At 65.9% G+C, this 23,611-nt stretch carries 26 protein-coding genes; 8 read left to right on the top strand and 18 right to left on the bottom strand.

Going from position 1 to position 23,611, the window contains the following annotated elements:
* Positions 1-16: 16 nt before the first annotated feature.
* The 3 genes from ACVIW0_RS34565 to ftsE all read right to left on the bottom strand — a co-directional run bounded on the left by ACVIW0_RS34565 (position 17) and on the right by ftsE (position 2,514).
* Positions 17-727, bottom strand: coding sequence for a YdcF family protein (locus tag ACVIW0_RS34565; protein ID WP_461356414.1), 711 nt, complete (start codon positions 725-727; stop codon positions 17-19).
* Positions 728-890: 163 nt separating this feature from the next.
* Complete coding sequence (locus ACVIW0_RS34570; RefSeq protein WP_461356415.1) at positions 891-1,862, bottom strand: cell division protein FtsX; 972 nt, start codon at positions 1,860-1,862, stop codon at positions 891-893.
* Positions 1,855-2,514: a cell division ATP-binding protein FtsE gene (ftsE, locus tag ACVIW0_RS34575; protein ID WP_461356416.1), complete on the bottom strand. Its 660-nt coding sequence runs from the start codon at positions 2,512-2,514 to the stop codon at positions 1,855-1,857. Before ftsE ends, ACVIW0_RS34570 begins: the two co-directional genes overlap by 8 nt.
* 279 nt (positions 2,515-2,793) lie before the next feature.
* Here ftsE and ACVIW0_RS34580 point away from each other — a divergent pair, with 279 nt between their 5' ends.
* Together ACVIW0_RS34580 and ACVIW0_RS34585 are read left to right on the top strand one after the other, a co-directional pair.
* The gene (locus ACVIW0_RS34580) at positions 2,794-3,651 is read left to right on the top strand and encodes an MJ0042-type zinc finger domain-containing protein (protein ID WP_461356417.1); all 858 of its coding nucleotides are present in this window, start codon (positions 2,794-2,796) and stop codon (positions 3,649-3,651) included.
* A gap of 37 nt (positions 3,652-3,688) precedes the next feature.
* Positions 3,689-4,069 carry a response regulator gene (locus ACVIW0_RS34585; protein WP_461356418.1) on the top strand — a complete coding sequence of 127 codons (381 nt, stop codon included), beginning with the start codon at positions 3,689-3,691 and terminating at the stop codon, positions 4,067-4,069.
* A gap of 110 nt (positions 4,070-4,179) precedes the next feature.
* Here the strand turns inward: ACVIW0_RS34585 and ACVIW0_RS34590 are convergent, their stop codons facing one another.
* From ACVIW0_RS34590 to ACVIW0_RS34605, 4 genes are all read right to left on the bottom strand, one after another.
* Positions 4,180-4,557 (bottom strand): TadE/TadG family type IV pilus assembly protein, encoded by a 378-nt coding sequence (locus tag ACVIW0_RS34590; RefSeq protein WP_461356419.1) that lies wholly within the window; start codon positions 4,555-4,557, stop codon positions 4,180-4,182.
* Positions 4,554-5,003, bottom strand: coding sequence for a TadE/TadG family type IV pilus assembly protein (locus ACVIW0_RS34595; RefSeq protein WP_461356420.1), 450 nt, complete (start codon positions 5,001-5,003; stop codon positions 4,554-4,556). The genes ACVIW0_RS34590 and ACVIW0_RS34595 overlap by 4 nt, the downstream gene beginning before the upstream one ends.
* A 63-nt stretch (positions 5,004-5,066) precedes the next feature.
* The gene (locus ACVIW0_RS34600) at positions 5,067-6,383 is read right to left on the bottom strand and encodes a TadE/TadG family type IV pilus assembly protein (RefSeq protein ID WP_461356421.1); all 1,317 of its coding nucleotides are present in this window, start codon (positions 6,381-6,383) and stop codon (positions 5,067-5,069) included.
* Positions 6,384-6,548: 165 nt separating this feature from the next.
* The gene (locus ACVIW0_RS34605; RefSeq protein ID WP_461356422.1) at positions 6,549-9,185 is read right to left on the bottom strand and encodes a TIGR02302 family protein; all 2,637 of its coding nucleotides are present in this window, start codon (positions 9,183-9,185) and stop codon (positions 6,549-6,551) included.
* 172 nt (positions 9,186-9,357) lie between these two features.
* Here ACVIW0_RS34605 and ACVIW0_RS34610 point away from each other — a divergent pair, with 172 nt between their 5' ends.
* Positions 9,358-9,741 carry a carboxymuconolactone decarboxylase family protein gene (locus tag ACVIW0_RS34610; protein WP_461356423.1) on the top strand — a complete coding sequence of 128 codons (384 nt, stop codon included), beginning with the start codon at positions 9,358-9,360 and terminating at the stop codon, positions 9,739-9,741.
* Between the two features lie 210 nt (positions 9,742-9,951).
* Entirely contained in the window at positions 9,952-10,863 is a 912-nt protein-coding gene (locus ACVIW0_RS34615; RefSeq protein WP_461356424.1) for an NAD(P)-dependent oxidoreductase, read from the top strand.
* Between the two features lie 57 nt (positions 10,864-10,920).
* Here ACVIW0_RS34615 and lysA read toward each other — a convergent pair whose 3' ends face one another.
* From lysA to argH, 3 genes are all read right to left on the bottom strand, one after another.
* Positions 10,921-12,186 carry a diaminopimelate decarboxylase gene (lysA, locus tag ACVIW0_RS34620; protein WP_461356425.1) on the bottom strand — a complete coding sequence of 422 codons (1,266 nt, stop codon included), beginning with the start codon at positions 12,184-12,186 and terminating at the stop codon, positions 10,921-10,923.
* 71 nt (positions 12,187-12,257) lie between these two features.
* A complete protein-coding gene (gene lptM / locus ACVIW0_RS34625) occupies positions 12,258-12,527 on the bottom strand; it encodes an LPS translocon maturation chaperone LptM (RefSeq protein ID WP_461356426.1) in 270 nt (89 codons plus the stop codon).
* 92 nt (positions 12,528-12,619) lie between these two features.
* The gene (gene argH / locus ACVIW0_RS34630) at positions 12,620-14,017 is read right to left on the bottom strand and encodes an argininosuccinate lyase (protein ID WP_461356427.1); all 1,398 of its coding nucleotides are present in this window, start codon (positions 14,015-14,017) and stop codon (positions 12,620-12,622) included.
* A gap of 115 nt (positions 14,018-14,132) precedes the next feature.
* Between argH and tlpA the strand changes: the two genes are divergently transcribed.
* Positions 14,133-14,825: a thiol:disulfide interchange protein TlpA gene (tlpA, locus tag ACVIW0_RS34635; RefSeq protein ID WP_461356428.1), complete on the top strand. Its 693-nt coding sequence runs from the start codon at positions 14,133-14,135 to the stop codon at positions 14,823-14,825.
* Here the strand turns inward: tlpA and ACVIW0_RS34640 are convergent, their stop codons facing one another.
* Positions 14,826-15,014, bottom strand: coding sequence for a YjfB family protein (locus tag ACVIW0_RS34640; RefSeq protein WP_461356429.1), 189 nt, complete (start codon positions 15,012-15,014; stop codon positions 14,826-14,828).
* A 97-nt stretch (positions 15,015-15,111) separates the two neighbouring features.
* Positions 15,112-15,969: a LysR substrate-binding domain-containing protein gene (locus tag ACVIW0_RS34645; RefSeq protein WP_461356430.1), complete on the bottom strand. Its 858-nt coding sequence runs from the start codon at positions 15,967-15,969 to the stop codon at positions 15,112-15,114.
* A 133-nt stretch (positions 15,970-16,102) separates the two neighbouring features.
* Between ACVIW0_RS34645 and ACVIW0_RS34650 the strand changes: the two genes are divergently transcribed.
* Together ACVIW0_RS34650 and ACVIW0_RS34655 are read left to right on the top strand one after the other, a co-directional pair.
* Positions 16,103-17,284, top strand: coding sequence for a pyridoxal phosphate-dependent aminotransferase (locus ACVIW0_RS34650; RefSeq protein ID WP_461356431.1), 1,182 nt, complete (start codon positions 16,103-16,105; stop codon positions 17,282-17,284).
* Complete coding sequence (locus ACVIW0_RS34655) at positions 17,281-17,406, top strand: hypothetical protein (protein ID WP_461356432.1); 126 nt, start codon at positions 17,281-17,283, stop codon at positions 17,404-17,406. The genes ACVIW0_RS34650 and ACVIW0_RS34655 overlap by 4 nt, the downstream gene beginning before the upstream one ends.
* A gap of 11 nt (positions 17,407-17,417) precedes the next feature.
* Here ACVIW0_RS34655 and ACVIW0_RS34660 read toward each other — a convergent pair whose 3' ends face one another.
* From ACVIW0_RS34660 to ACVIW0_RS34680, 5 genes are all read right to left on the bottom strand, one after another.
* Positions 17,418-18,299, bottom strand: coding sequence for a 3-hydroxybutyryl-CoA dehydrogenase (locus tag ACVIW0_RS34660; RefSeq protein WP_461356433.1), 882 nt, complete (start codon positions 18,297-18,299; stop codon positions 17,418-17,420).
* Positions 18,300-18,549: 250 nt separating this feature from the next.
* On the bottom strand, positions 18,550-19,500 hold the full coding sequence (locus tag ACVIW0_RS34665) for an electron transfer flavoprotein subunit alpha/FixB family protein (protein ID WP_456796776.1): 951 nt from the start codon (positions 19,498-19,500) through the stop codon (positions 18,550-18,552).
* A complete protein-coding gene (locus tag ACVIW0_RS34670; RefSeq protein WP_461356434.1) occupies positions 19,500-20,249 on the bottom strand; it encodes an electron transfer flavoprotein subunit beta/FixA family protein in 750 nt (249 codons plus the stop codon). Before ACVIW0_RS34670 ends, ACVIW0_RS34665 begins: the two co-directional genes overlap by 1 nt.
* 117 nt (positions 20,250-20,366) lie before the next feature.
* Positions 20,367-20,939: a cob(I)yrinic acid a,c-diamide adenosyltransferase gene (locus ACVIW0_RS34675; protein ID WP_461356435.1), complete on the bottom strand. Its 573-nt coding sequence runs from the start codon at positions 20,937-20,939 to the stop codon at positions 20,367-20,369.
* A gap of 79 nt (positions 20,940-21,018) precedes the next feature.
* Entirely contained in the window at positions 21,019-21,213 is a 195-nt protein-coding gene (locus ACVIW0_RS34680; RefSeq protein WP_461356436.1) for a twin transmembrane helix small protein, read from the bottom strand.
* A 166-nt stretch (positions 21,214-21,379) separates the two neighbouring features.
* Here ACVIW0_RS34680 and ACVIW0_RS34685 point away from each other — a divergent pair, with 166 nt between their 5' ends.
* Positions 21,380-22,240: a YihY/virulence factor BrkB family protein gene (locus ACVIW0_RS34685; protein ID WP_461357508.1), complete on the top strand. Its 861-nt coding sequence runs from the start codon at positions 21,380-21,382 to the stop codon at positions 22,238-22,240.
* On the opposite strand, the gene ACVIW0_RS34690 is transcribed toward ACVIW0_RS34685, so the two are convergent.
* Positions 22,164-23,504 carry an ATP-binding protein gene (locus ACVIW0_RS34690; protein WP_461356437.1) on the bottom strand — a complete coding sequence of 447 codons (1,341 nt, stop codon included), beginning with the start codon at positions 23,502-23,504 and terminating at the stop codon, positions 22,164-22,166. The genes ACVIW0_RS34685 and ACVIW0_RS34690 overlap by 77 nt on opposite strands.
* Positions 23,505-23,611: the final 107 nt, after the last annotated feature.

Here is a 23,611-nt window from a genome sequence, read left to right on the forward strand (position 1 = left end):
GACGATGCTAACAATATCAATTCGCCTGCGCCGTTGCCGGGCGGCGTGGCGCGGCTGCCGGCTCGGCAAGATCCGAAGTCAGGTCGAGGCCGAGATCGGCCAGCCGCACCCGGACCTCCGCGGCGACATATTTGGCGTATTCCGATAGCAAGAGACGGAAGGTTCCGCCACTCGTCCACCACGGCTCGTCGCGCCATTTGTCGCCGATCACCGCGAACGGGATCAGCGTGACCTCCGGCATCGCGTGTGACAGTTCCACGATCGCCCTGGGCATGTGGTAGTTCGAGGTCACCACGATCAGCGACTTGAAGCCGCGCTCGCGCGCCCAGCGCCGCGTCTCCGCCGCATTGCTGCGGGTGTTGACCGCCGAACGGTCGAGATCGACGCAGCAGCTCATCAATCCCTTGCTGTCAGGCACCGAGCGGGAAATGTCGCCGGCGTCGTTGGTCGGGTGCACGCCGGAGATCAGCAGACGCTTGCCGTAGCCGGCGGCCAATAGCTCCATCGCATCCGACACCCGCGACGAGCCGCCGGTCAGCACCACGATCCCGTCGGCATTGTGCGGCGGATCGGTCTCAACGCCGCGCAGTTGCGACAGGAAGCCGATGAAGCCGACCGCGGCGGCGACGAACACCAGCGCCAGCGGCGCGACGATGACGGCGCGCAGCCAGCCAGCCGGGCGCGCGGCATGGCCGTTCGGCGACGTATCGTCGTGCTGCAAACTCATGTGATGCGGTCGTCCTTCCCCCCGGGCGATTTTAAGGCATGATCCGGCAAAGTGGAAACCGGTTTTGCCGCGGCCCGGGCCGCGTGCATGCACGCGGAAGCACACTCAGGCGAACCAAACGCGATCACGAAATCGGCTCCATGATTGCACTGTCGCAAGCCGGTCAGTCGATGTCATCGAGCGTGGCGAACAGGGTACGCCGCGACGCCCATGCGGTGATCGCCGCGATCAGCACCGCCTGCATCGCCAGCACCAGATAGCCGGACGGGCGCAGCGAGAACGTGCCCAGCAGCGCCGCGAACTGGTCGCCCACCGGCGTGCCGGAGAACCAGTTGGCGATCGATTCCGAGAAGCCGAACGCCAGCATCGCCGCGCCGCCGCCGATCAGTCCGCCCTCGAGCCCGAGCCGGAGGAAGTGCCGCAGGAAGCGGTTGGCGATGAAGCTGTCGCCGGCGCCGACGAAATGCAGCACCTCGACGATCGGGCGGTTGGCGGCCATCGCGCCGCGGGTCGCGAACGACACCGAGATGATGGTGGCGACGATGACGAGGATCAGGATCCCGACGCCGGCAAACATCGTGGCGCCGGTCATCGAGCGCATGCGTTCGATCCAGGCGCGGTGATCGTCGAGGCTTGCGGTCGGCGCTGCCTGGGTCAGGCGCGCGCGTAAGCCGGCGAGATCGAGCGTGGTGCCGGGCTGCACCCGCGCCACAATGACGCGCGGCACCGGCAGATCATCGATCGACAGCCCGCTGCCGAGCCACGGCTCCAGCAGCTTGGCGGATTCCTCCTTGCTGAACGGCCGGACCTCGAGAATGCCGGACTGCGCCCGCATCGTTTCGCTCGCCGCCTGCGCGTCGCGATCGAGGTCGCGGCCGGGCGACGGGCGCACCTGGATGGTGATCTCGCTCGACACTTCCGACTGCCATTCGGCCGCCGAGGCGCTGACCAAAAGCACCGTGCCCGTCGTCAGCGAGGCGAGGAAGGTCATGATCGCGACCACCGCGACCAGCGCGCGGCCGGAGATCGAGGCGCGCGGCACGATCGGCGACATGTTGCGCGCGGTGGCCGGGACCTGCGGGCGTTCGCGCCCGAGATCGACCAACGACACCTTCTCGTCGCCGCCCCTACTCATAGATGTGCAGCCGTCCCTGATGCAGCACCAGCCGCCGCGCCTCGTACTGATCCATCAGCGTGATGTCGTGGGTCGCGATGATCACTGCGGTGCCGGATTTGTTGAGCTCGATGAACAGCCGCAGCAGGCGGCGCCCAAGCGTCGGGTCGACGCTGCCGGTCGGCTCGTCCGCCAGCAGCAATTGCGGCCGCGAGATCACCGCGCGCGCGATCGCCGCACGCTGCTTCTCGCCGCCCGACAGGATCGGCGGCAGCGCGTCCATCCGTTCGCCGAGGCCGACCCATTTCAGCAGGTCGATCACCTCGCGGCGATAGCTGGATTCCTCGCGGCCCATCACGCGGAACGGCAGCGCGACGTTCTCATAGGTGGTCATGTGGTCGAGCAGCCGGAAATCCTGCAGCACGATGCCGATCCGCTTGCGCAGGTCGGCGACCTGGTTCTTGTTGAGCAGCGAGACGTCCTTGCCGAACAGATTGACCAGCCCGCGGGTCGGCCGCAGCGACAGGAACAACAACCGCAGCAGCGAGGTCTTGCCGGCGCCGGACGGCCCGGTGAGGAACTGGAACGAGTGCGCCGGGATCATGAAGGACAGGTCGCGCAAAATCTCCGGGCCGAGCCCGTAGCGCAGACCGACATTTTCGAACCGAACCAATGCGCTAGCTCCGTTCGAGAGGGCCTGTGGCCCAATACCCAACACTAGACCATGATGCGTTTCCACGGAATCGCATCATGCTCTCACCTCTTTGTTTGAGCATGATTTTTTCGGAAAACCGGCTTCCACTTTTCCGGATCATGCTCTATAACGGCGGCCCGAACACCCCGCCGAGCAGCCGCGAACCGCACGGAAAGCTTGTGCGACGGTTATGGTTTCCGATTCGTTAACGGTCGCTCAGTAGCATCCGGGCATACCACACGGTGGAGATTCGGCTCCATGCATATCGTTTGCCCGCATTGTACAACATCCTACGCCATCAATCCGGCCACCCTGGGCGAGGCCGGACGCACGGTCCGTTGTTCCCGCTGCCGCGAGGTGTGGCTGGCCCGGCCGGAGGATGCGATCGGGGCGACCGCGCCGACCCTGGCCTATCAGGCCGCCGGCTCCGCTCTCGCCGCGGAATGGGAGGCGATGGGCCGCGAGGAGGCCGACGCGACCCCGGTGGTGGACAGCCCCTCGATTTCGGCCGATTTGCCCGAGGCAAGCGATGCCGCCACGGACTGGCCGGCGGTCGCCGCGGCGGATGCCGCGGCCCATGCCGACGGTGAGGCACCGGCCGGAACCCGGCGCCGCTTCCGCCTGCCGCGGCTCCCCCGGCTGTTCCGGCTGCCCCGAATTCCGTTCATGCCTGTGATCGGCGCCCTGCCGACCACCTGCGCTGCGATGGCCGCGCTGATCGTCGCGCTGTTCGTCTGGCGCAACGACGTGGTGCGGCTATTGCCGCAGACCGCGCTGTTCTACAAGATGGTCGGGCTCGACGTGAATCTGCGCGGGCTCGCCTTCAAGGACCTCAAGATCACCAACGAGACCGTCGACGGCAAGCCGGTGCTGGTGATCGAGGGCGCGATCGTCGGCCAGACCAGGAAGCCGGTCGAACTGCCGCGGCTGCGCTTCTCGGTCCGCGACGCCAAGGGCGCCGAAATCTACGCCTGGAATGCGGTGCTGGAACAGCCGGTGCTCAATCCCGGCGAGCGCGCCTTCTTCAAGTCGCGCCTCGCCTCGCCGCCGCCCGAAGGCCGCAATATCGACGTACGCTTCTTCAACAAGCATGACCTCACCGGCGGCCGCGCCTGAGCCGGCCGCTTACACTTTCGGGACCTGACCCATCACCATGACCCGTGTTCTGATCGCCGACGACGAAGACTCGATGCGCTCGCTGGTGGCGCGCGCCATCGCCATGGACGGCCACGAGACCGTCACCGCGCAGGACGGCGCCGAGGCGCTGGAGGTCTTGACGCGCGATGAAGGCGCGTTCGACCTGCTGCTCACCGATATCCAGATGCCTGTCATGGACGGCATCGCGCTGGCGCTGACCGCGGCGCGCGACTTCCCCGCGCTGAAGATCCTGCTGATGACCGGCTTCGCCCATCAGCGCGAGCGCGCCTCCGGCCTCGAGGCGATCGTGCATGACGTGGTGACCAAGCCGTTTTCGGTGGCCGCGATCCGCACCGCGGTCGCGGACGCGCTGGCGGCGCGGAAGGTAGCGCGATGAGATTGCGTTGAATCGGCTTGGCGCGGTCTCGATCCACCTCTCCCCGTTGGGGAGAGGTAAAGTTCCGACGCCGTTCCAGCTCAACCCAATTTCATCATGCTTGAGTGAGCTCAGCTTGGGAAACACGCCTGGGCCGTCAGCACGATCGGCGGCACGTTGAGAAACTGCATGAACTGAAACGTGTAGCTGGCGGTGACCTGATTGCCGCAGGCGGACGCGGCATGGGTGAAGGTCTGCGTCGGGAAGGTGAGGCCGAACGCCTGCTGCGCGGCGTAGGTCGTGATCGCGTTGCTGTTCGGACAGAGCGTGCTGTTGACGGTTGCGCAGCGCGCCGCCATTTCCGTGCCGTGCTGAAGCCCGAGCTGGGTCCAGAACAGCAACCCGAATTCAATGATCCCGAAGATGAACAGGAAGAACACGGGAGCGGTCAGGGCAAATTCCAGCGCAGAGGCTCCGCGATCGTCGTGCCACAACGCCGTGCTTTTCACTGCAGCCTCGCAGTCGACTGGGCGTTGTAGGTGTAGGTGGCCGCGACGATCTGATAGTTGATCAGCGTATAGTAGGTCCCCTGCGCCGAGACCATTACATAGGTCCCGGCCTGCGCGCCGCTCGGGCACACCGCGCCGCAGTTGACGGTGCTGATTCCCGCACTCGTTGGACATCCGCAGAACTGCAGCGGCTGGGGCGAGGCGGTGATGGCCGTGGAATTCGTGGCGGCGATCACGGCGTTGGACACGCCGGTGGTATCGAAGCCGCGCACGATCGCGTATTGCGCTCCCGCCTGTGCGGCATTTTCGACCTGCATCTTGCGGAACAGCGCAAGCCCGATGTCGGTGACCGAGACCACCATCAGGGTCAGCAACGGGATCATCACACCGAATTCGATCGCCGCGACGCCGCGTCGGTCGCGAACGCCGGCGCGCAGGCGCCGCATGAGAGGGCGAAGCACTCGGCTGTGACGGTTGGATAAGCATCTCTGGGTCTGCATCGGCCTACCTCATTCGATGAGTTGCGCGGTTTGCGTGCCAATCGTCGCGGTGCCGAGCGCGGCACAATTGACCTGAAGGTTCGACGTGCCGGTGAGCGTCAAGGTGTCCACGATGATCTTGGTGCAGGATGTGCTCGTGCCGTTGCCGCCACTGAAGCTGAGATTGGCTCTTGGCAGGTAGATCGCGCCACCGAAGTTCTGGGTCGCGCCACCGGTGAGGTTGAAGGCCGTGCCGACCGGCATGTTGCGATCGCCGTACATGACGATGCCCTTCGTGGCGCCGGAGGTCGGCGCCGTCAGGTCGATGATCGCGTTGCTGCCGATTGAAGCGGTGCCCCAGTTGCTTCCCGACCCCGTAAAGACAAGGGTCACGCCGCTGCCCGTGATCGTGGCGTTGCCCGCGACGCTCAGATTGGAGCCGTCCAGGTAATAGATGCCGGGATCAAGACTGAGGGTTGCGCCGGCGTTGACCGTGATGTTGCCCTTGTAGCAGCCGGGGCTGAGCGAATTTGTCTTTCCGTTGGAGTTCACCGTGATCTTGGCGTTGGTGCAGCTCGGCTCCGACGGGGGTGAGATATTCGCATACGGATCGGCGATCGGCTGGATGTGCGTCCTGATGCCGTTGGTCGTGGTGATGCTGCTCGCGCCGGAGACGTCGCCGACGACCCCGACCTGATTGGCGGAAACCGTCGCACTGCCGGCGACGTTGAGGGACGGACTTGCGCCCGAGTTGCTATAGAGGTTGCACTTGATCAGATTGAGCTGATTGCCGCCGCTCACATTGACGGCGGGGCTCGCCGTCGGATTGAGGGCAAGGACGCAGCCGGTCCCGGAATTCGGCAGCGCGACCGCGCGCGCGGTGACCATGACCGGATTCGAGCCGAACAAGGCCGACAGCAGCCGCGGTTGCGGCTGGGTCACGACGACTTCGATCGCCTGCAGATTGGACGTGAAATTTCCGGCCTTCGGCGGCTGATTCACGGTGATCGTGACGTTGTTGACCGTGTTGGCGTAGCCGTAATTTGCCGTCACCGCGTTGGCTTCGGACAACAGGTCGGCGCCTGCACTGGCCGCAGTCGCAGCACTGACGGCCCCCGAGTCGGCCGCGCTCTGCATGTTCTTGTGCTTATAGTACCACCAGCCCACTTCGGTGCCGAGCCCTGCGGTGCCCACCAGGACCGGCATCAGCAGCGCTGAAATAATGACATAGCTGCCCGACTGGTCGCGAACGAAGCGTCGGAGCAGGCTGGTCTTCTCGAGGTTCCGGCGCGCTTCAAATAATGGCCGGCATGACGATGCAATGAATAGACGGCTGCACTGCCTCATGTGATCTCCTGAGACGCATGCCAATTATCCGAAACAGAATGACGCAGGCGACTTAAATGCGCGCCAACGGGAACCCGAGAGTTTTAAAGAAATTGTGCGGGCAGCGGGGCCGCCTCCGGGACCTGCTCGCCCCCGTCCAAATGCGAGCCGGCCTGGCGGCCGGGCTCAATAGTCCTTCAGCAGGCGCTCGATATAGTCGAGCTCGATCTGCGGCCGCGACGGGTCGGCGAGGCGGCGGCGCAGCTCTTCCAGGATGCGGCGGACGCGCTGCACGTCGATCTCGCCGGGGATCTTCACGGTGTAGTCGTCGCCGAATTCGCGGCCATGCAGCGGGCGGCCGAGCGGATCGGTCTGGTTGCCGCCGCTCTGCTGCCGGCCGGCGCGGTTGCCGGGGCTGTCGCCCGGCTGGTCGCCGTCGCCCTGCTGCATCGCGTCCGCCAGGCTCTGCGCGCCCTTGCGCAGTGCATCGAGCGCACGGCCCTGCGAGTCCACCGCGCCGTCGGCATTGCCCTCGCCGAGCCGGCCGGAGGCATCGCCCATCGCGGAATCGGCCTGGTCGAGCCCATCACCGCCGTCATCGCCCTGATCGCCGCCCTGGTCGCCCTGCTGCGCCTGGTCGCCCTTCTGACCCTGGCCCTTCTGCCCTTGCTGGCCCTTCTGGCCGCGCTGATCCGGGCCCATGCCGCGCTTGGCGAGCTCTTCCTGCAGCTTCTTCAGGCGGTCGCGCAGCGCCTGCTGATCCTGCTGCAGGTCGCCCATCGACTGCTCGCCCTGCTTGCCGCGCATGCGATCGCGGCGGGAATCCTGGCCCTGCTTGAAGGTCTTGTCGCGCAATTGCTGCTGCTTGCGGATCATGTCGCCGAGTTCGTTGAGCGACTGCTGCATGTCGTCGTCGCCCTGATTGGGCTGCGCCATCTGCAGGTTTTCCAGCATCTGCTGCATCTGCTCGAGCAACTGCCGTGCGGCATCCTTGTCGCCGGAGCGCGACAGCCGCTCCATGCGATCGAGCATGTTCTTGAGATCCTGCTGGCTCAGCACCTTGGCGTTGGGATCGAGCGGCCGGGCGAGCTGCTGCGGGTTGTTGCGGAACTGCTCGACCATCTGGCGCAGGAAATTGTCCAGCGCCGCGCGCAGATTGTCGGTAAGCTTCTTGATCTCCTCGTCGCTCGCGCCGCGCTCCAGCGCCTGCTTGAGCGCGTCCTGCGCCGCGCGCAGCGCCTTGTCGACGTCGCTGATGTTGCCGTCCTCGATGGTGACGGCGAGCGCCCACAGGCTGGCGACGACCTCGCGCAGCTGGTCGTCGGTGCGCGCCGCCTCGAGCTGGCGGGCCACGGTGTGCAGGCCGAGATAATAGCCGGTCTCCGGCATGAACATTTCGGGCGCGATCATCAGGGCGTCGAGCGCGGCGTAGACCTGGCCGTTCTGGTTGGCGTCGAGCGCCAGGATCCGGCGCTGCTCGATCAGCGCCCGCGCCAGCGGCTTGGTGAACAGGCGCTCGGGCAGCCGCATGGTGAACGGCTCGCTCTTGCCCTCATTGCCGGCCTCGTCCTTTGCGGTCAGGGTCAGCGTCACGTCGGCGCCGGCATAGGGATCCTCGCTGAGGTCCTTGACGGTCTGGCCGACGCCGTTGCGGGTCCGCGCATTGGGCAGCACCAGCGGAAATTGCGGCGGCTCGAACAGCGGACGCGGCTGGGTGGCCTTGCCATCGGCATCCTTCGTTGCATCCTTCGCTACATCCTTGGGCGCATCAGTCGGCCGCGGCGCGAATTGCGCGCGCGCTTCGGTCACGCCGTAATCGTCCTCGAGCCGGTAGGACATCTGCAAGGCGCCGCGCGCCTGCCGCTCCGGATCCTTGGCAAGCGCGATCGAGGGCGGACGGTCCGGCGTCGCGGTGAATTTCCACTGCGGCTGACCGGCCGGCGCGCGGACATGCGCGGTGCCGTCGCCGCTGATCTTGAAGTGGCGCTCATTGGTGCCCTTGGGCGCCTGTCCCTCCGGCGCGACCTCGGCAACGCCGCCACCGACCACGACGTCGATGGTGCCGCCGCTGGAGCGCACCAGCAGCGTGCTACCGGCCGGAACCGCGAGCGGGGTGGTGTCCGCCGCGGCAGCGTCCTTGTTGGCGTTCGACAGGATGATCGGCGGCTTGCCGGTGTAGTTCGGCGGCGTCACCCAGGCGTCGACCCGGACGTTGGCCGGAGCCATGATCCCGTTCCAGTCGAATGCGGAGGCAACCCGCAGGCCGCGCTCGTCGCCGGCGGCGACATAGCTCGCGACCAGCATCACGATGACCAGCGCGCGCAGCGCCCAGGGGTCGTGCAGCGAGACGCGCGGCCGCGGCAGGCCGGCGCGGATGCGCTTGATCGAGGCCAGGGTGCGCTCGCGTTGCGCCTGCCACAGCGCCAGCGCGAACGGATCCTTGTTGGTGAGCGTGTCGGACAGCGTGGTCGCCGGACGGTGGCGAATGCCGGCACCGCGGTCGAGCCGGCTCAGGCCCTCCTCGCGGCTCGGCCAGCGGAAGCGCACCAGCGGCCACAGCGCTGCAAGCGCGACCAAGCCGAACAGCCCGGCGCCGGCCAGGCGTGCGGCAAACGGCAGCACCAGCCACAGCCCGGCCCAGGACGCGACCAGGAACAGGCCTACGACCGTGAGGAACCGCGCCAGATGCGGCCACGCCCGTTCCCACGCAATCGCTACTCTTGCCCGCTGTAGAGCCTCGGTCAGCTTCAGTCGCGCGATCGCATCGCTGTCACGGACGGCGTGAGAGGCGTTGTCAGACGGGTCGATGTTGGCTCCGCTCAATAAGATCTCCGGGGTAGCCGGCAGGACAGCCTAGCACGGCGGCAGCTTTGAGGCACCCGTTCCCCGACGTAACCCACACCGGGAAATACGCATAACACGAAGGCGTGACTGCGGCGGTTCGGCCCCGTAACTTCCCAGCCCGAACCAACGCGTTAACGCATGAGGAAACGATATGGACCAGAAGACGCACGACAAGGGGCTCGAAATCCGCAAGGCGGTGCTCGGCGAGGCCTATGTCAACAATGCGCTGAAGAATTCGGACAGCTTCAACAAGCCCTTCCAGGAACTCGTCACCGAATATTGCTGGGGCGCGGTCTGGGGCCGCGAGGAACTGCCGCGCAAGACCCGCAGCATGCTCAACCTCGCCATGATCTCGATCCTGAACCGGCCGCACGAATTGAAGGCGCATATCAAGGGTGCGCTGACCAATGGCGTGTCCCGCGACGAGATCCGCGAGATCTTCATGCAGGTCTCGATCTATGCCGGCATCCCGGCCGGCGTCGACAGCTTCCGCATCGCGCGCGAGGTGTTCTCGGAGCTCGACAGCAAGGCGTGAGGCGCACGCTGCCTCCGCATCGTCGTCCCGGCGAAGGCCGGGACCCATAACCACAGGCTTTCGTAGTGAGAACACGCTGGAGCTCCAGCGAGCAAGGCAATCAAGCGCGGTGGCAATGGGTCCCGGCCCCCCGTGCGCAATTGCGCACTAGGCCGGGACGACATTGAATTTGGGGCAACCTCGCGAATAACGACGTAAAGGAAACGAACCATGGAAATCGGATTCATCGGCCTCGGAAAGATGGGCTTCCCGATGGCGCGCCGGCTGATCGAGGCCGGCCACACGCTCACCGCGTTCGACATCAACAAGGGTGCGCTCGACAAGCTTGTCGCGCGCGGCGCTGCGGCCGCGACGTCGCCCAAGGACGTCGCCGACCGCGTCGAGACCGTGATGGCGAGCCTGCCCTCGCTGCAGGCCTCGCTCGAGGTCGCAACCGGTGCGGGCGGCGTGATCGAGGGCAAGCGCGTCAAGCGCTTCATCGATCTCTCCACCGTCGGCTCGCGGATGGCGGTGAAGATCCACGACCTCTTGGCCAAGAAGAGCATCGTGCAGATCGACAGCCCGGTGTCCGGCGGCGTCTCCGGCGCCGAGAAAGGCACGCTGGCGGTGATGGTGTCGGGCCCGCGCGCCGATTTCGAGCTGGTGAAGAGCGCGCTCGGCGTCATCGGCAAGGTGTTCTTCATCGGCACCAAGCCGGGCTCCGGCCAGACCATGAAGCTCGCCAACAACTTCCTGTCGGCGACCGCGATGGTCGCGACCTCGGAAGCGGTGGTGATGGGTGTGAAGTCCGGGCTCGATCCGGCCGTGATGATCGACGTCATCAATGCCGGCTCGGGGCTGAACACCGCAAGCCGCGACAAGTTTCCGCGCTCGGTGCTGCCGCGCAGTTTCGACTTCGGCTTCGCCACCGGGTTGATGGTGAAGGACGTGCGGCTCGCGGTCGAGGAGATGCGCGCGCTCGGGCTCTCAATGGAGGTCGCCGAAGCGGTCGGCCGGCTCTGGGAAGTCATCATCCGCGACGAAGGACCGGAGTCGGACTTCACGGCTGCGATCAAGCCGATCGAGAAGGCCGCGGGCGTGATCGTAGGTGGCGGCAAAGGCGGCAGTCACGCGGCGAAGTGACGCTGTCGATACAATAGACGGTGTCGTCCCAGGCAAGCGTAAGCGCGACCCGGACCATCACAGCCACGGCGCCGGCTTGTCCATCGCGATCAGGGCGTCGACGTCGATGCGCGGGCGGACCACGGCGTACTGGTCGTCCTTGACCAGCACCTCCGGCACCAGGGGCCGGGTGTTGTAGGTGCCGGACTGCACCGCGCCGTAGGCGCCGGCGGTCATGATCGCCAGGAGATCGCCGGCGTTCGGTTGCGGCAGCGCGCGGTCGAGCGCGAGATAGTCGCCGGTCTCGCAGACCGGGCCGACCACGTCGGCGACCATGGTCGGCGTGCCCTGCGCGGGCTGCCGCACCGGCAAAATGTCGTGATGCGCTTCATACAGCGTCGGCCGGATCAGGTCGTTCATCGCGGCGTCGATGATCACGAAGTTCTTGGCGTCGCCCGGCTTCACGTGGATCACGCGGGCAACCAGGATGCCGGCATTGCCGACGATCATGCGCCCCGGCTCGAACATCAGCGTGCAGCCGAGATTGTGCGTGACGCGCTTGACCATCGCGGCATAGGCACCAGGTTCCGGCGGCGCGGCGCGGTCCATGTAGTAGGGAATGCCGAGGCCGCCGCCGAAATCGACATGCGAGATATCGTGGCCGTCGGCGCGCAGCGTCTGGACGAATTCCGCAAGCAGCCGGAAGGCGGCCTCCAGCGGGCCGAGATCGGTGATCTGGCTGCCGATATGCACGTCGGTGCCGGTGACCTTGATGCCCGGCAGCTTCGCCGCGCGGGCATAGACTTCACGGGCGCGGGCGATCGGGATGCCGAACTTGTTCTCCGACTTGCCGGTCGAGATCTTGGCATGGGTGCGGGCATCGACGTCGGGATTGACCCGCACCGAGATGCGGGCGGTCTTCTTCATCTCGACCGCAAGGCGCGACAGCATTTCGAGTTCCGGCTCGGACTCGATGTTGATGCAGAGGATGTCGGTGGCAAGCGCGGCACGCAGCTCGTCCTCGGTCTTGCCGACGCCGGAGAACACGATCTTCGACGGCGGAATCCCGGCCGCCAGCGCCCGCTTCAATTCACCGCCCGACACCACGTCGGCGCCGGCGCCGAGCTTGGCCAGCGTGCGCAGCACCGACTGGTTGGAGTTCGCCTTCATGGCGTAGCAGACCAGCGCCTTCTCACCGGCGAAGGCTTCGTTGAAGACGCGGTAGTGCCGCTCCAGCGTCGCGGTCGAATAGCAGTAGAACGGCGTGCCGACGGCTTCCGCGAGCTCAATGAGATTGACCGCCTCGGCATGCAGCACGCCGTTGCGATAGTCGAAATGGTTCATGACACGCTTTATTGTTCGAGCATGATCTCTTCGGAAACCGGTTTCCACTTTTCCGGATCATGCTCCAGATACTAATTGCCGAGCAGCGGATCGAGGACGAAAGACCGTTTATTACCTCTCGTCGCGGCCGGCGCGGCATCCGAGCCGTAGGTCGGATTGAAAACGCTCGGCTGCGCCGCCCGCTCGGCCTCGGTGTCGGTCGGAGCCGCGCCCGGCGCGGCGTTGGCGGTCGGCGGCAGGTCGAGCGGTCCCTTGCGGCCGCAGCCGCCGAGCGCAAGCGCGGATACGCTCAGCACAATGATGGCCCATCCCGACGGGGTCAGGCGGTTCTTGCTAATCACGACGAATTCCCCAATTCGGGCGGCACCATACAAACATTGACGTGCTCTGGCGAGAGGCCGAGGCCTGAGAAATCACCGCCAAATTTTCCGGTTCAGCCCAATTTTCGCTCTTTTTCCAGCCGCTTGGCCCAGGCCTTGGCCTGCGCCATCACATTCTTCGGCGCCGTGCCGCCAAACGAGGTCCGGCTCTGCACCGAAGATTCGACGCTCAGCACCCTGAGCGCGTCAGCGGTGATCTTGGGCTCGACCTCCTGCATGGCCTTGAGCGGCAACTCGTGCAGCGCCACGCCCTGCTTCGAGGCGAGGCCGACGATACGCCCGGTTACGTGATGGGCGTCGCGGAACGGCATTTTCAGGGTGCGCACCAGCCAGTCTGCCAGATCGGTCGCGGTGGCATAGCCCTCGCCGGCGGCGGCCTTCATCTTCGCCTCATCCGGCACCAGGTCCTCGACCATGCCGGTCATGGCCCGGATCGCGAGCGACAGCGCCTCGAACGCCTCCATCGCGCCCTGCTTGTCCTCCTGCATGTCCTTTTGATAGGCGAGCGGCAGGCCCTTCATCACGATCAGCAGTGCGGTCAGCGCGCCGATCGCGCGGCCGGTCTTGGCGCGCACCAGCTCGGCGGCGTCCGGGTTGCGCTTCTGCGGCATGATCGACGAGCCGGTCGTGAACTTGTCGCTGAGCTTGACGAGACCGACCAAGGGCGAGGTCCAGATCACGATCTCCTCGGCGAAGCGCGACATGTGCACGGCGCAGATCGCGGCCGCCGACAGCGTCTCCAACACGAAATCGCGGTCGGACACCGCATCCAGCGAATTGGCCATCGGCCGGTCGAAGCCGAGCGCCTTGGCGGTCGCCGTGCGGTCGATCGGAAACGAGGTGCCGGCGAGCGCGGCGGCACCGAGCGGCGATTCGTTGAGCCGCTTGCGCGCATCGGCAAAGCGGCCGCGGTCGCGCCCGGCCATCTCGACATAGGCCAAGAGATGATGGCCGAAGGTCACCGGCTGCGCGGTCTGCAGATGAGTGAAACCGGGCATCACGGTTCCGGCATGCTCCAGCGCGCGGGCGACCAGCGCCTGCTGGAACGCGGCCAGCGCCGCGTTGGTTTCATCGATGGTGTCGCGGACATAGAGCCGGAAATCGGTCGCGACCTGGTCGTTGCGTGAGCGCGCGGTGTGCAGCCGGCCCGCCGCGGGCCCGATCAGCTCGGACAGCCGCGACTCGACATTCATATGGATGTCCTCGAGCGCGCGCTTGAAGTCGAAATCGCCCTTGCCGATTTCTGACAAAATCGTGTCTAGACCTTTGCCGATATTTTTCGCATCAGCTGACGTGATGATGCCTTGCGCGGCGAGCATCGCGGCGTGGGCCTTGGACGCGGCAATGTCCTGGGCATAAAGGTGCCGGTCGACGTCGATGGAGACGTTGATTTCCTCCATGATCGCGTCGGGACGCTCCGAGAACCGGCCGCCCCACATCTTGTTGCTCATGACATCTCGCTCACGAATTTGTATTTCAGGCCGTGCTGTTCCCACGCCAAGGCGGCGAAACGGCAGGGTGGTTCCGGTCGTAGTCCCGGCACTGCTTAGCCACATCTGACGCTGGATGACAAACGATATGCCCGAGACGACCCCGAGCGAGCCGACCGCCAAGCCGACGGCCAAATGGCGCATCCCATTGGTGATCGGCGCCGTGCTGGTTGGGACTGTGATCGGCTATGTTGGGGTCTCCGGCCTCAAGCATCCGCCGGGCGGCGACATCGCCTGCAACAGTGCAGTGGATTTGGCCAAGAAGATCGCCCCACTCGCCCATGGCGAGGTCGCGGCGCTCACCATGGCCACCACCCCGCTTAAGCTGCCCGACCTCGCCTTCGAGGACGCCAACGGCCAGCCGAAGAAGCTCTCGGACTGGCGCGGCAAGACGGTGCTGGTCAACCTCTGGGCGACCTGGTGCGTGCCCTGCCGCAAGGAGATGCCGGCGCTCGACAGTCTGCAGACCAAGCTCGGCGGCAAGGATTTCGAGGTGGTCGCGATCAACATCGACACCCGCGACCCGGACAAGCCGAAGACCTTCCTCAAAGAGGCCAATCTGACCAGGCTCGACTATTTCAGCGACCAGAAAGCCAAGGTCTTTCAGGATCTTAAGAACATTGGCAAGGCGCTGGGGATGCCGACCTCGGTGCTGGTCGACGGCAAAGGCTGCGAAATCGCCAACATCGCCGGCCCCGCCGAATGGGCGAGCGACGATGCGATCAAGCTGGTGAAGGCGGCGCTCGCCCCGGCCGCGGCCGGGTTCTAATCAGGCGACGGCGTTGAGATTGCCTCCGATGCCGGGACCGAGATTGGCGGTCGACGGCGTGCCGAGCAGGGTCTGAACCGCGAATTTTTCCGCGTCGAGGTTCTGCTTCGTGACCCGGGTCGCGATCTCACCCTGCAGGTTGCCCTGTTGCATCGACAGGATGCTGGTGACCAAGCTCATCGTGTCCATACGCGGTACTCCCAATTCCGGACTTGGCGTAGCGCGCGAAAGTTAAGGCATGGGTAACGGACGGCCGCGTCAGGCTGACGCATCGTCTGAATAAGGCTCAGGCCGCATTCGCCGCGAAGGCCGCGCCGAGGGTGCGCAGCGCCTGCCGGGTCCGGGCATCCGACAGCTTCGAATGCAGCATGACGTCGCGCGACGGCAAGGGCGGCAGGCCAAGCCGCGGCCCGAGGTCGACGGTATCGGACGGCGCCACCCGGCGCGCCAGCGCGGCGACCGCAAGTCCTGCGGATATCGCAGCCCCGATCGTCGCAAGCCCGCCACCGACGAACGCCTCGGTCCAGGCGATGCCGGCGGCGTCGAGCGCTTCGACAGCCATGGCGCGGACGCTGCACGGCTCGGCCTGGGTCGCCAAGCGCAGCGGCTCGCCCGGGCGGTGGTGAAAATCGGGCGCGGCCATCCAGCCAAACGGCTCCTCGAACAGCACGTCTCCGTCGCGGCGCTTGGCGTCGTGGCGCAGCGCGATCGCGGCATCGAGCTTGCCGTCGTCGAATGCGCCGAGCACCGCGCGCGACGTGTCGACGTGCAGCTGGATTACGAGGCCAGGATCGGTGGCGTTCATCCGCTTCAACAGCGAGGCGAGCTCCGTTCCGACGATGTGGTGGCTGATGCCGACGACCAGCCGCCGATGCGCGACCGCGAACGACCCGATCGCCGATTGATGCGCGGCAACCAGATTGCGCGCCGCGCCGAGAAAGGCCGCTCCTTCGGCCGACAGCCGAACCAGCCGCGGCGTGCGCTCCAGCAGCCGCCGGCCGAGCCCGTCTTCCAGCCGCCTGATCTTCAAGCTGACCGCGGACTGCGTGGTCTCCATGACCAGCGCCGCACGGGTGAAACTGCTGAGGTCGGCGACCAGGACAAAGGCCTGCACCGCCTCGAGATCGAGAGCCTTCATGGCCATTCATTGGAAAATGCAATCATTGAAATAACATTCCATACGATTTTCCAATGATCAAGAAGCTCCTAGGCTTAAGCGGCAGACAACGACCGACCTCAGGAGACCCACTCTGGCCATCCCGACCCTCTCGCCGCGCATGAGCGGCATCAAGGCTTCGCCCGCATCGGTGCTGCGGCGCCGGGCCCGCGAGCTGCGCGCCAATGGGCGCGACGTCATCGAGCTGTCGTCGGGCAATCTGGATTTCCCGACGCCTGCGCATGTCATCGCGGCAGCGCATGACGCGGCCTTGCGCGGCGAAACCCGCTACACCGACGTCGACGGCACGCCGGAGCTGAAGCGCGCGGTGCAGGCCGCGCTGCTGCGCGACCATCGTCTCGACTATCGGCTGGATGAGATCGTCATCACCAACGGCTCGACGCAGGCGCTGTTCAACGCACTGCTGGCGACGCTGGCACCTGGCGGCGAGGTGATCATCCCCGCACCTTACTGGGCGCCCTATCTCGATCAGGTGCGGCTCGCAGCCGGGGTGCCGGTGGTCGTGCCGTGCACGCAGAACAACGGCTTCAGACTGCGCGCGGAGGATTTGCAGGCGGCGATTTCGCCGCGCACGCGCTGGATCGTGCTCAACAATCCGGTCAATCCCTCCGGCGCGCTGTATTCGCGCGAGGATCTCTCCGAGATCGCCGCGGTCCTGTCGCGGCATCCGGAGATCTGGGTGCTTGCCGACGGGCTCTACGAGCACATCACGTTCGACGGCATGCCGGCGCCGACGCTCGCGGAGATCGAGCCGCGCCTGAAGCCGCGGACGCTGACCGTCAGCGGCCTCGCCAAAAGCTACGCGATGATGGGATGGCGGATCGGCTATGCCGCCGGACCATCGGCGCTGATCCGCGCGATGATCACGATCCAATCGCAGACCACGTCGGGCGCATCGTCGATCAGCCAGGCTGCCGCGGTCGCCGCGCTCAACAACGCCCATGATGTGCTGGCCGAGCGCGCTGCCATCCTTCGCGCGCGGCGCGACCGCTTTGCCGAACTCGTGAACGGATGCGCAGGCCTGTCCTGCACGCCGCCGGACGGCACCTTCTATCTGCTGGTCAGTTGCGCCGGCGTGATCGGCAAGCGCGCACCCGACGGCAAGGTCGTCGCGACCGACCGCGATTTCTCGGCCTATCTGCTTGAACAGGCCGATGTGGTGGTGTTTCCCGGTGAGGATCTCGGGCTGTCGCCCTACGTCCGAATAAGCTTCGCCAACCCGTCAGCGACCATCGAGGAGGCCGCCAGGCGGCTGAAGCGCGCCTGCGAGGCCCTGCAATGATGCCTCAGGGATACGGCCAGCGTCTCGCGCTGGCCGCGCATCTGCTTGGACTTGGAATGGGTGCGACTGTCATCGTCAGCCTCGTGCCCGCGACGCTCGCGCTGCTGCGGGCACTGACCTGACGACGCAGCGACTACCGCGTCGGGATCGGCTTGTCGCCGCGATAGTCGTAGAAGCCACGCTGGCTCTTGCGTCCGAGCCAGCCGGCCTCGACATACTTCACGAGCAGCGGGCACGGCCGATACTTGGAATCGGCGAGCCCCTCATGCAGCACCTGCATGATCGACAGGCAGGTGTCGAGGCCGATGAAATCGGCGAGCTCGAGCGGGCCCATCGGATGATGCGCGCCGAGCTTCATCGCGGCGTCGATCGCCTCGACGTTGCCGACGCCTTCATACAGCGTGTAGATCGCCTCGTTGATCATCGGCAGCAGGATGCGGTTGACGATGAAGGCGGGGAAATCCTCCGACACCGCGACCTGCTTGCCGAGCTTGGCGACGAACGCCTTGGCGGTGTCGAAAGTCGTGTCGTCGGTGGCGATGCCGCGGATCAGCTCGACCAGCTCCATCGCCGGCACCGGATTCATGAAGTGAATGCCGATGAATTTCTCCGGGCGGTCGGTCGAGGCCGCGAGCCGTGTGATCGAGATCGACGACGAGTTGGTCGCGACGATCGCCTCGGGCTTCAGCGCTGCGCAGACCTCCTGGAAGATCTTGCGCTTGGTTTCTTCCTTCTCGACCGCGGTCTCGATCACGAGGTCGCAATCGGCCAGCGCATCGAGCGTCTCGGCGGGGGCGATGCGGTCGAGTGCCTGCTTGCGCTCGGCTTCGCTGATCGCCTTCTTGGTGACCTGGCGGGTCAGATTGCCGTTGATGGTCGCCAGCGCCGACTTCAGCCGGTCGCCGGACACGTCATTGAGCACCACGTCGAAGCCGGCCAGTGCAGCCACATGGGCAATGCCGTTGCCCATCTGGCCCGAACCGATCACGCCGACCTTTTTGATTGCCACCGTCATCTTGTCATCCACCGGAACGGCGCGCATGTCGCGCCTGCCCAATCCCAACGATACCCGAAGTGAAGCCTTCCGGGTTGCCCAATCCGCCGGCCGGAAACGCTTCCCGGGACCATGATGTGATGACACGTCATCACGTCAGGACCCCATTCTCCCCGTCGAGCATGATCCTTTCGGAAAAACGTTTCCGGATCATTGCCTCGAAAATAACAACACCGGCCGGAGCTTAGCCACCCGGCCGGTGTCTTGTCGCTTACTTTCCGAGCTTGCCGAGCGCCTCGGTCAGTTCCGGAACCGCCTGGTAGAGGTCGGCGACCAGGCCGTAATCGGCGACCTGGAAGATCGGCGCGTCTTCATCCTTGTTGATGGCGACGATCACCTTGGAGTCCTTCATGCCGGCCAGATGCTGGATCGCGCCGGAGATGCCGACCGCGACATAAAGTTCCGGAGCCACCACCTTGCCGGTCTGGCCGACCTGCCAGTCGTTCGGCGCATAGCCGGCATCGACCGCGGCGCGCGAGGCGCCGACGCCGGCGCCGAGCTTGTCGGCGAGCGGCTCGATGTATTTGGCGAAGTTCTCGCGGCTCTGCATGGCGCGGCCACCCGAAACGATGATCTTGGCCGAGGTCAGTTCCGGACGGTCGCTCTTGGCGACTTCCTCGCCGACGAACGTCGACAGGCCGGGATCGGCCGCGGATGCGGCGTTCTCGATCGCCGCGCTGCCGCCTTCGCCGGCGGCGGCGAAGGTCGAGGTGCGGACCGTGATCACCTTCTTGGCGTCCTTCGACTTGACGGTCTGGATCGCGTTGCCGGCATAGATCGGCCGCTCGAAGGTGTCGGGCGCGACGACCTTGATGATCTCGGAGACCTGCATGACGTCGAGCAGCGCTGCGACGCGCGGCATCACGTTCTTGAAGCGCGAGGTCGCGGGCGCGACGAACGCGTCATAGCCGGGCGCCAGCGCGACGATCAGCGCAGCCAGCGGCTCGGCGAGGTCGTGCTCATAGGCAGGGCCTTCTGCCACCAGCACCTTGCTGACGCCGGCAAGCTTGGCGGCCGCTTCCGCCGCCGCCTTGGTGCCCTGGCCGCCACCGGCAACCAGCACATGAACGTCGCCGCCGAGCTGGCTCGCCGCAGTCAGCGCCTTGTTGGTCGCGTCCTTCAGGGTCTCGTGGTCGTGTTCGGCAATCAACAGCGTCGTCATCAGAGAACCCCGGCTTCGGTCTTGAGCTTGTTCACGAGTTCGGCGACGTCCTTGACCTTGACGCCCGCCTTGCGGCCTGAGGGTTCCGCGGTCTTCAGCACTTCCAGACGCGGCGTGACATCGACGCCGTAGTCAGCAACGCTCTTGTCGTCGATCGGCTTCTTCTTCGCCTTCATGATGTTGGGCAGCGACGCATAGCGCGGCTCGTTGAGGCGCAGGTCGGTGGTGACGATCGCCGGGCCCTTCAGCTTGATGGTCTGCAAACCACCGTCGACTTCGCGCGTGACCTTGAAGTCACTTCCTTCGACCTCGAGCTTGGAGGCGAAGGTCGCCTGCGACCAGCCGAGCAGCGCGGCCAGCATCTGGCCGGTCTGGTTCGAGTCGTCGTCGATCGCCTGCTTGCCGAGAATGACGAGGCCAGGCTGCTCCGCCTCGACCACCGCCTTCAGGATCTTGGCAACCGCGAGCGGTTCGACATTGCCTTCGGCCTTGACCAGGATGCCGCGGTCGGCGCCCATCGCAAGCCCGGTGCGAATGGTCTCGGAGGCCTGCGCCGGTCCGATCGACACCACCACCACCTCGGTCGCCTTGCCGGCTTCCTTCAGCCGCAGCGCTTCCTCGACGGCGATTTCGTCGAACGGGTTCATCGACATCTTGACGTTGGCGAGCTCCACGCCCGTCCCGTCGCCCTTGACGCGGACCTTGACGTTGTAGTCGACGACCCGCTTTACCGGCACAAGAACCTTCATCGATCCTCTTTCGCTTTGATTTTATGGGTTTCGGTTGGCTGGCGCGGAACCTAAAGGTCCCGTTTCCCCCGGTCAACGCGCCAAAGCCAAAAAACCGTCCCCCGGTTTTGAACCAGTTTAGCGGTTTTGGCCCGGCACCCACAACACGTCCCCCGCCCCCTTGTTGTTCTGGAAGCGGCTGGCAACGAACAGGAAATCCGACAGCCGGTTCATATAATGAATGCCAGCTGCATTGACCGGCTCGTCGGGCCGGGCAGCGAGTTCCACCATCATCCGTTCCGCGCGGCGACATATCGTCCGCGCGAGGTGCAGATATGCCGACGCAGCCGTCCCGCCGGGCAGCACGAACGAGGTCAGCGGCGCGAGCTGGTCGTTCAGGCTGTCGATGTCGCGTTCGAGCCGCTCGACCTGGCTTGCCAGCACACGCAGACGCTCGGCCTTGCCCTCACGCTCGGGCACCGCCAGGTCGGCGCCGAGATCGAACAGGTCGTTCTGGATGCGGCCGAGCATCGCATCGACCTCGGGGCTGCCGGCGAGATGCAGCCGCACCACGCCGATCGCGGCATTGGTCTCGTCGACGGTGCCATAGGCGGCGACGCGCAGATCGTATTTCGGCCGCCGCTCGCCGGAGCCGAGCGCGGTGGTCCCGTCATCACCGGTGCGCGTATAGATCCGATTGAGAACGACCATGGCTGGCTCCAGTGTTCGAGTCTCCCATCGAAGTCGGATACATCCGACTTCGATGGGAGAGGTGAAAAGTGTACCTCAGCTAGCGCCCCATCGCCCACACCGCGAGCATCGCGATGACGATGGCGACGAACTGCAACAGCACACGCAGTCGCATCAGCCTCTGCGACGTGTTCGGCGAGCCGCCCTTCATCATGTTGATGAGGCCGAGCAGGAGCACCAGGGCTACTGCGCCGACGGCAATGGGAAGAATGATCGTGCTGAGGACGGATGTCATCTGCGGTACATAACACCGCAGGACGCTGACTTCCACACAGCTCCGCGATGCAACCAACTGGCTTTTCAAGGCGTAATATCAGATGCTGGGTCCGTCCTCGGACCGAGCGGTTGTCGACAATGCCGGGTGGAATGTGAATCAGCTTCGTTACGTCACCCACGTCGTGATGGATGCCTTTTACACGTTCCTCGCCGATGACGGCTGGGCGATCGCGAGCCACATCGCGCTGTCGACCCTGATGGCGCTGTTTCCGTTCCTGATCGTGCTGACGTCGGTGGCTGGCTTCTTCGGCTCCAAGCAGCTCGCCGACCAGGCGGTCGGGCTGCTCCTGCAAGTCTGGCCGGATCAGGTCGCAGGCGCGCTGTCCGGCCAGATCCACGACGTGCTGACCAACACCCGTGGCGATATCCTGACCATCGGCGCGGTGCTCGCGGTGTACTTCGCCTCGAATGGCGTCGAGGCGCTGCGGGTGGCACTGAACCGCGCCTATGCCGTGATCGAGCCGCGGCGATGGTACTGGCTGCGGCTGGAGTCGATCGGCTACACGCTGGTCGCGGCGTTCACCTCGCTCGCGATGGCGTTCCTGATCGTGCTCGGGCCGCTGATCATCGAGGCGGCGCGGCGCTATATTCCGTTCTTCGTCGAATCCAACGAGAGCCTGCTCAACACCGCCCGTTACGGCATCACGATGCTGGCGCTGGTGGTTGCGCTGTTCATCCTGCATGCCTGGCTGCCGGCGGGCCGCCGCAGCTTCACACAGATCCTGCCCGGCATCATCTTCACGATGGTAGCGTCGCTGATCTCGGGCATCGGCTTCGGCATGTACCTGGCGCGCTTCGCCAATAATTACGTGACGATGTATGCGGGGCTCGCCTCGGTGGTGATCGCGCTGGTGTTCATGTATTTTATCGCCGCGATCTTCGTGTTCGGCGGCGAGTTGAACGCCGCAATCATGAAGTCGCAGCTCCCGCACGGCGTGTCGCTTCATGCAGCGCAGTTGCGAGTGCCCGCGGAGAAACAGGCTTGACCAGGAAGGCATCGGCGCCGGCGGCGCGCGCCGCCGCCTCGTCCTCGGCACGCCCGGAAATCCCGACGATCACGATGCGGCCGTGCGGTGGCGGCAGCGCGCGGATGCGCTTGATCGCCTCGACGCCGCTGATGCCGGGCAGCACCATGTCCATCAGCACGGCGTCGAACGCGCCCTGTCCGAGCCGATCCGGCGCGGCCTCGCCCTGACCGATGAATTCGGCGTGGTGGCCGAGCTCGGTCAGGATCGTGTTGAGCACGACGCGGCCGAACGGGTTGTCCTCGACGCTGAGCAGCCGCAACCCCTGCGGCGCAAGCACCGCGGCGCCTTCGCTCGACACGGCACCGGCCGGCGCTCCGGCCCGGGCCAGCACGACATTGAGCGTGAAGACGGTGCCGCCGCCGGCGCGCTGCGCCGCGACGATGTCGCCGCCCATGGCACGCGCGAGCTGCCTGACCGAGGACAGGCCGAGCCCGGCGCCGCCGAACCGCGCGGCGATCGAGACATTGGCCTGCGAGAACGGCCGGAACAGGCGCTTGACCTCCGCCAGGGTCAGGCCGATGCCGCTGTCGGAAATTGCAAAGGCAACGCCGACTTTGCCGCCGTTTTTGCCGCCGATCTTGCCCTTGGCCGCGTGCACCGGCGCGACATGGAGCTCGACGCTGCCTTGCTCGGTGAACTTGACTGCGTTGTCGATCAGGTTTTCCAGCGCCGCGCGCAACCGGACGGGATCGCCGACCGCAAACGCCGGCAGCTGGTCGGAGATCACGACGGAGGCTTGCAGCCCCTTGGCGGCGGCGCGGCCGGCCAGCGAATCCCCGGCATGGCGCGCCAGCGTGCGCAGGTCGAAGAAGTCCTGCCGGATCTCCAGCCCCGGCCCCTCGCTGCGGGCGGCATCGACGAACAGGGTCGCAAGGCTCGCCAGATGCTCGGCGCCGGCCTTGATGGTATCGACCCAGCGCCGCTCGCGCTCGCCGAGTTCCGACGTCGCGAGCAGATTGCTGATCGCGAGAATGCCGGTCAGCGGCGTCCGGACCTCATGGGCAAAGGCGGCAAGCGCAGTCTCGACCATGCCGGCACTGGCCTTCGCGGCCGCCTTTGGTGCGGCTCGCTTACGCCGTGGCTTGGTTGCCGGCTTCGCGGCGCCGGTCTTGGCGCTGGTCTTGGCGCTGGTCTTGGCCGTGCGCGTTTTGGCGGCGCGGGTCTTCGGCGGCGGCCTTTTGGATGGCCGCTTGCTGCGCCGTGCGCGCGATTTTGACGCCATGGTTTCCGTGATCCCCGCCCCGGACGACAACATGGCATGCCAGGCGTCCCGGAGTCACGGCGGCGTTTGCGGTCCCGTCCGCCGCAAAGCGCGATGATCGTCACCAG

This window comes from Bradyrhizobium sp. USDA 4454 (genome assembly GCF_054822705.1).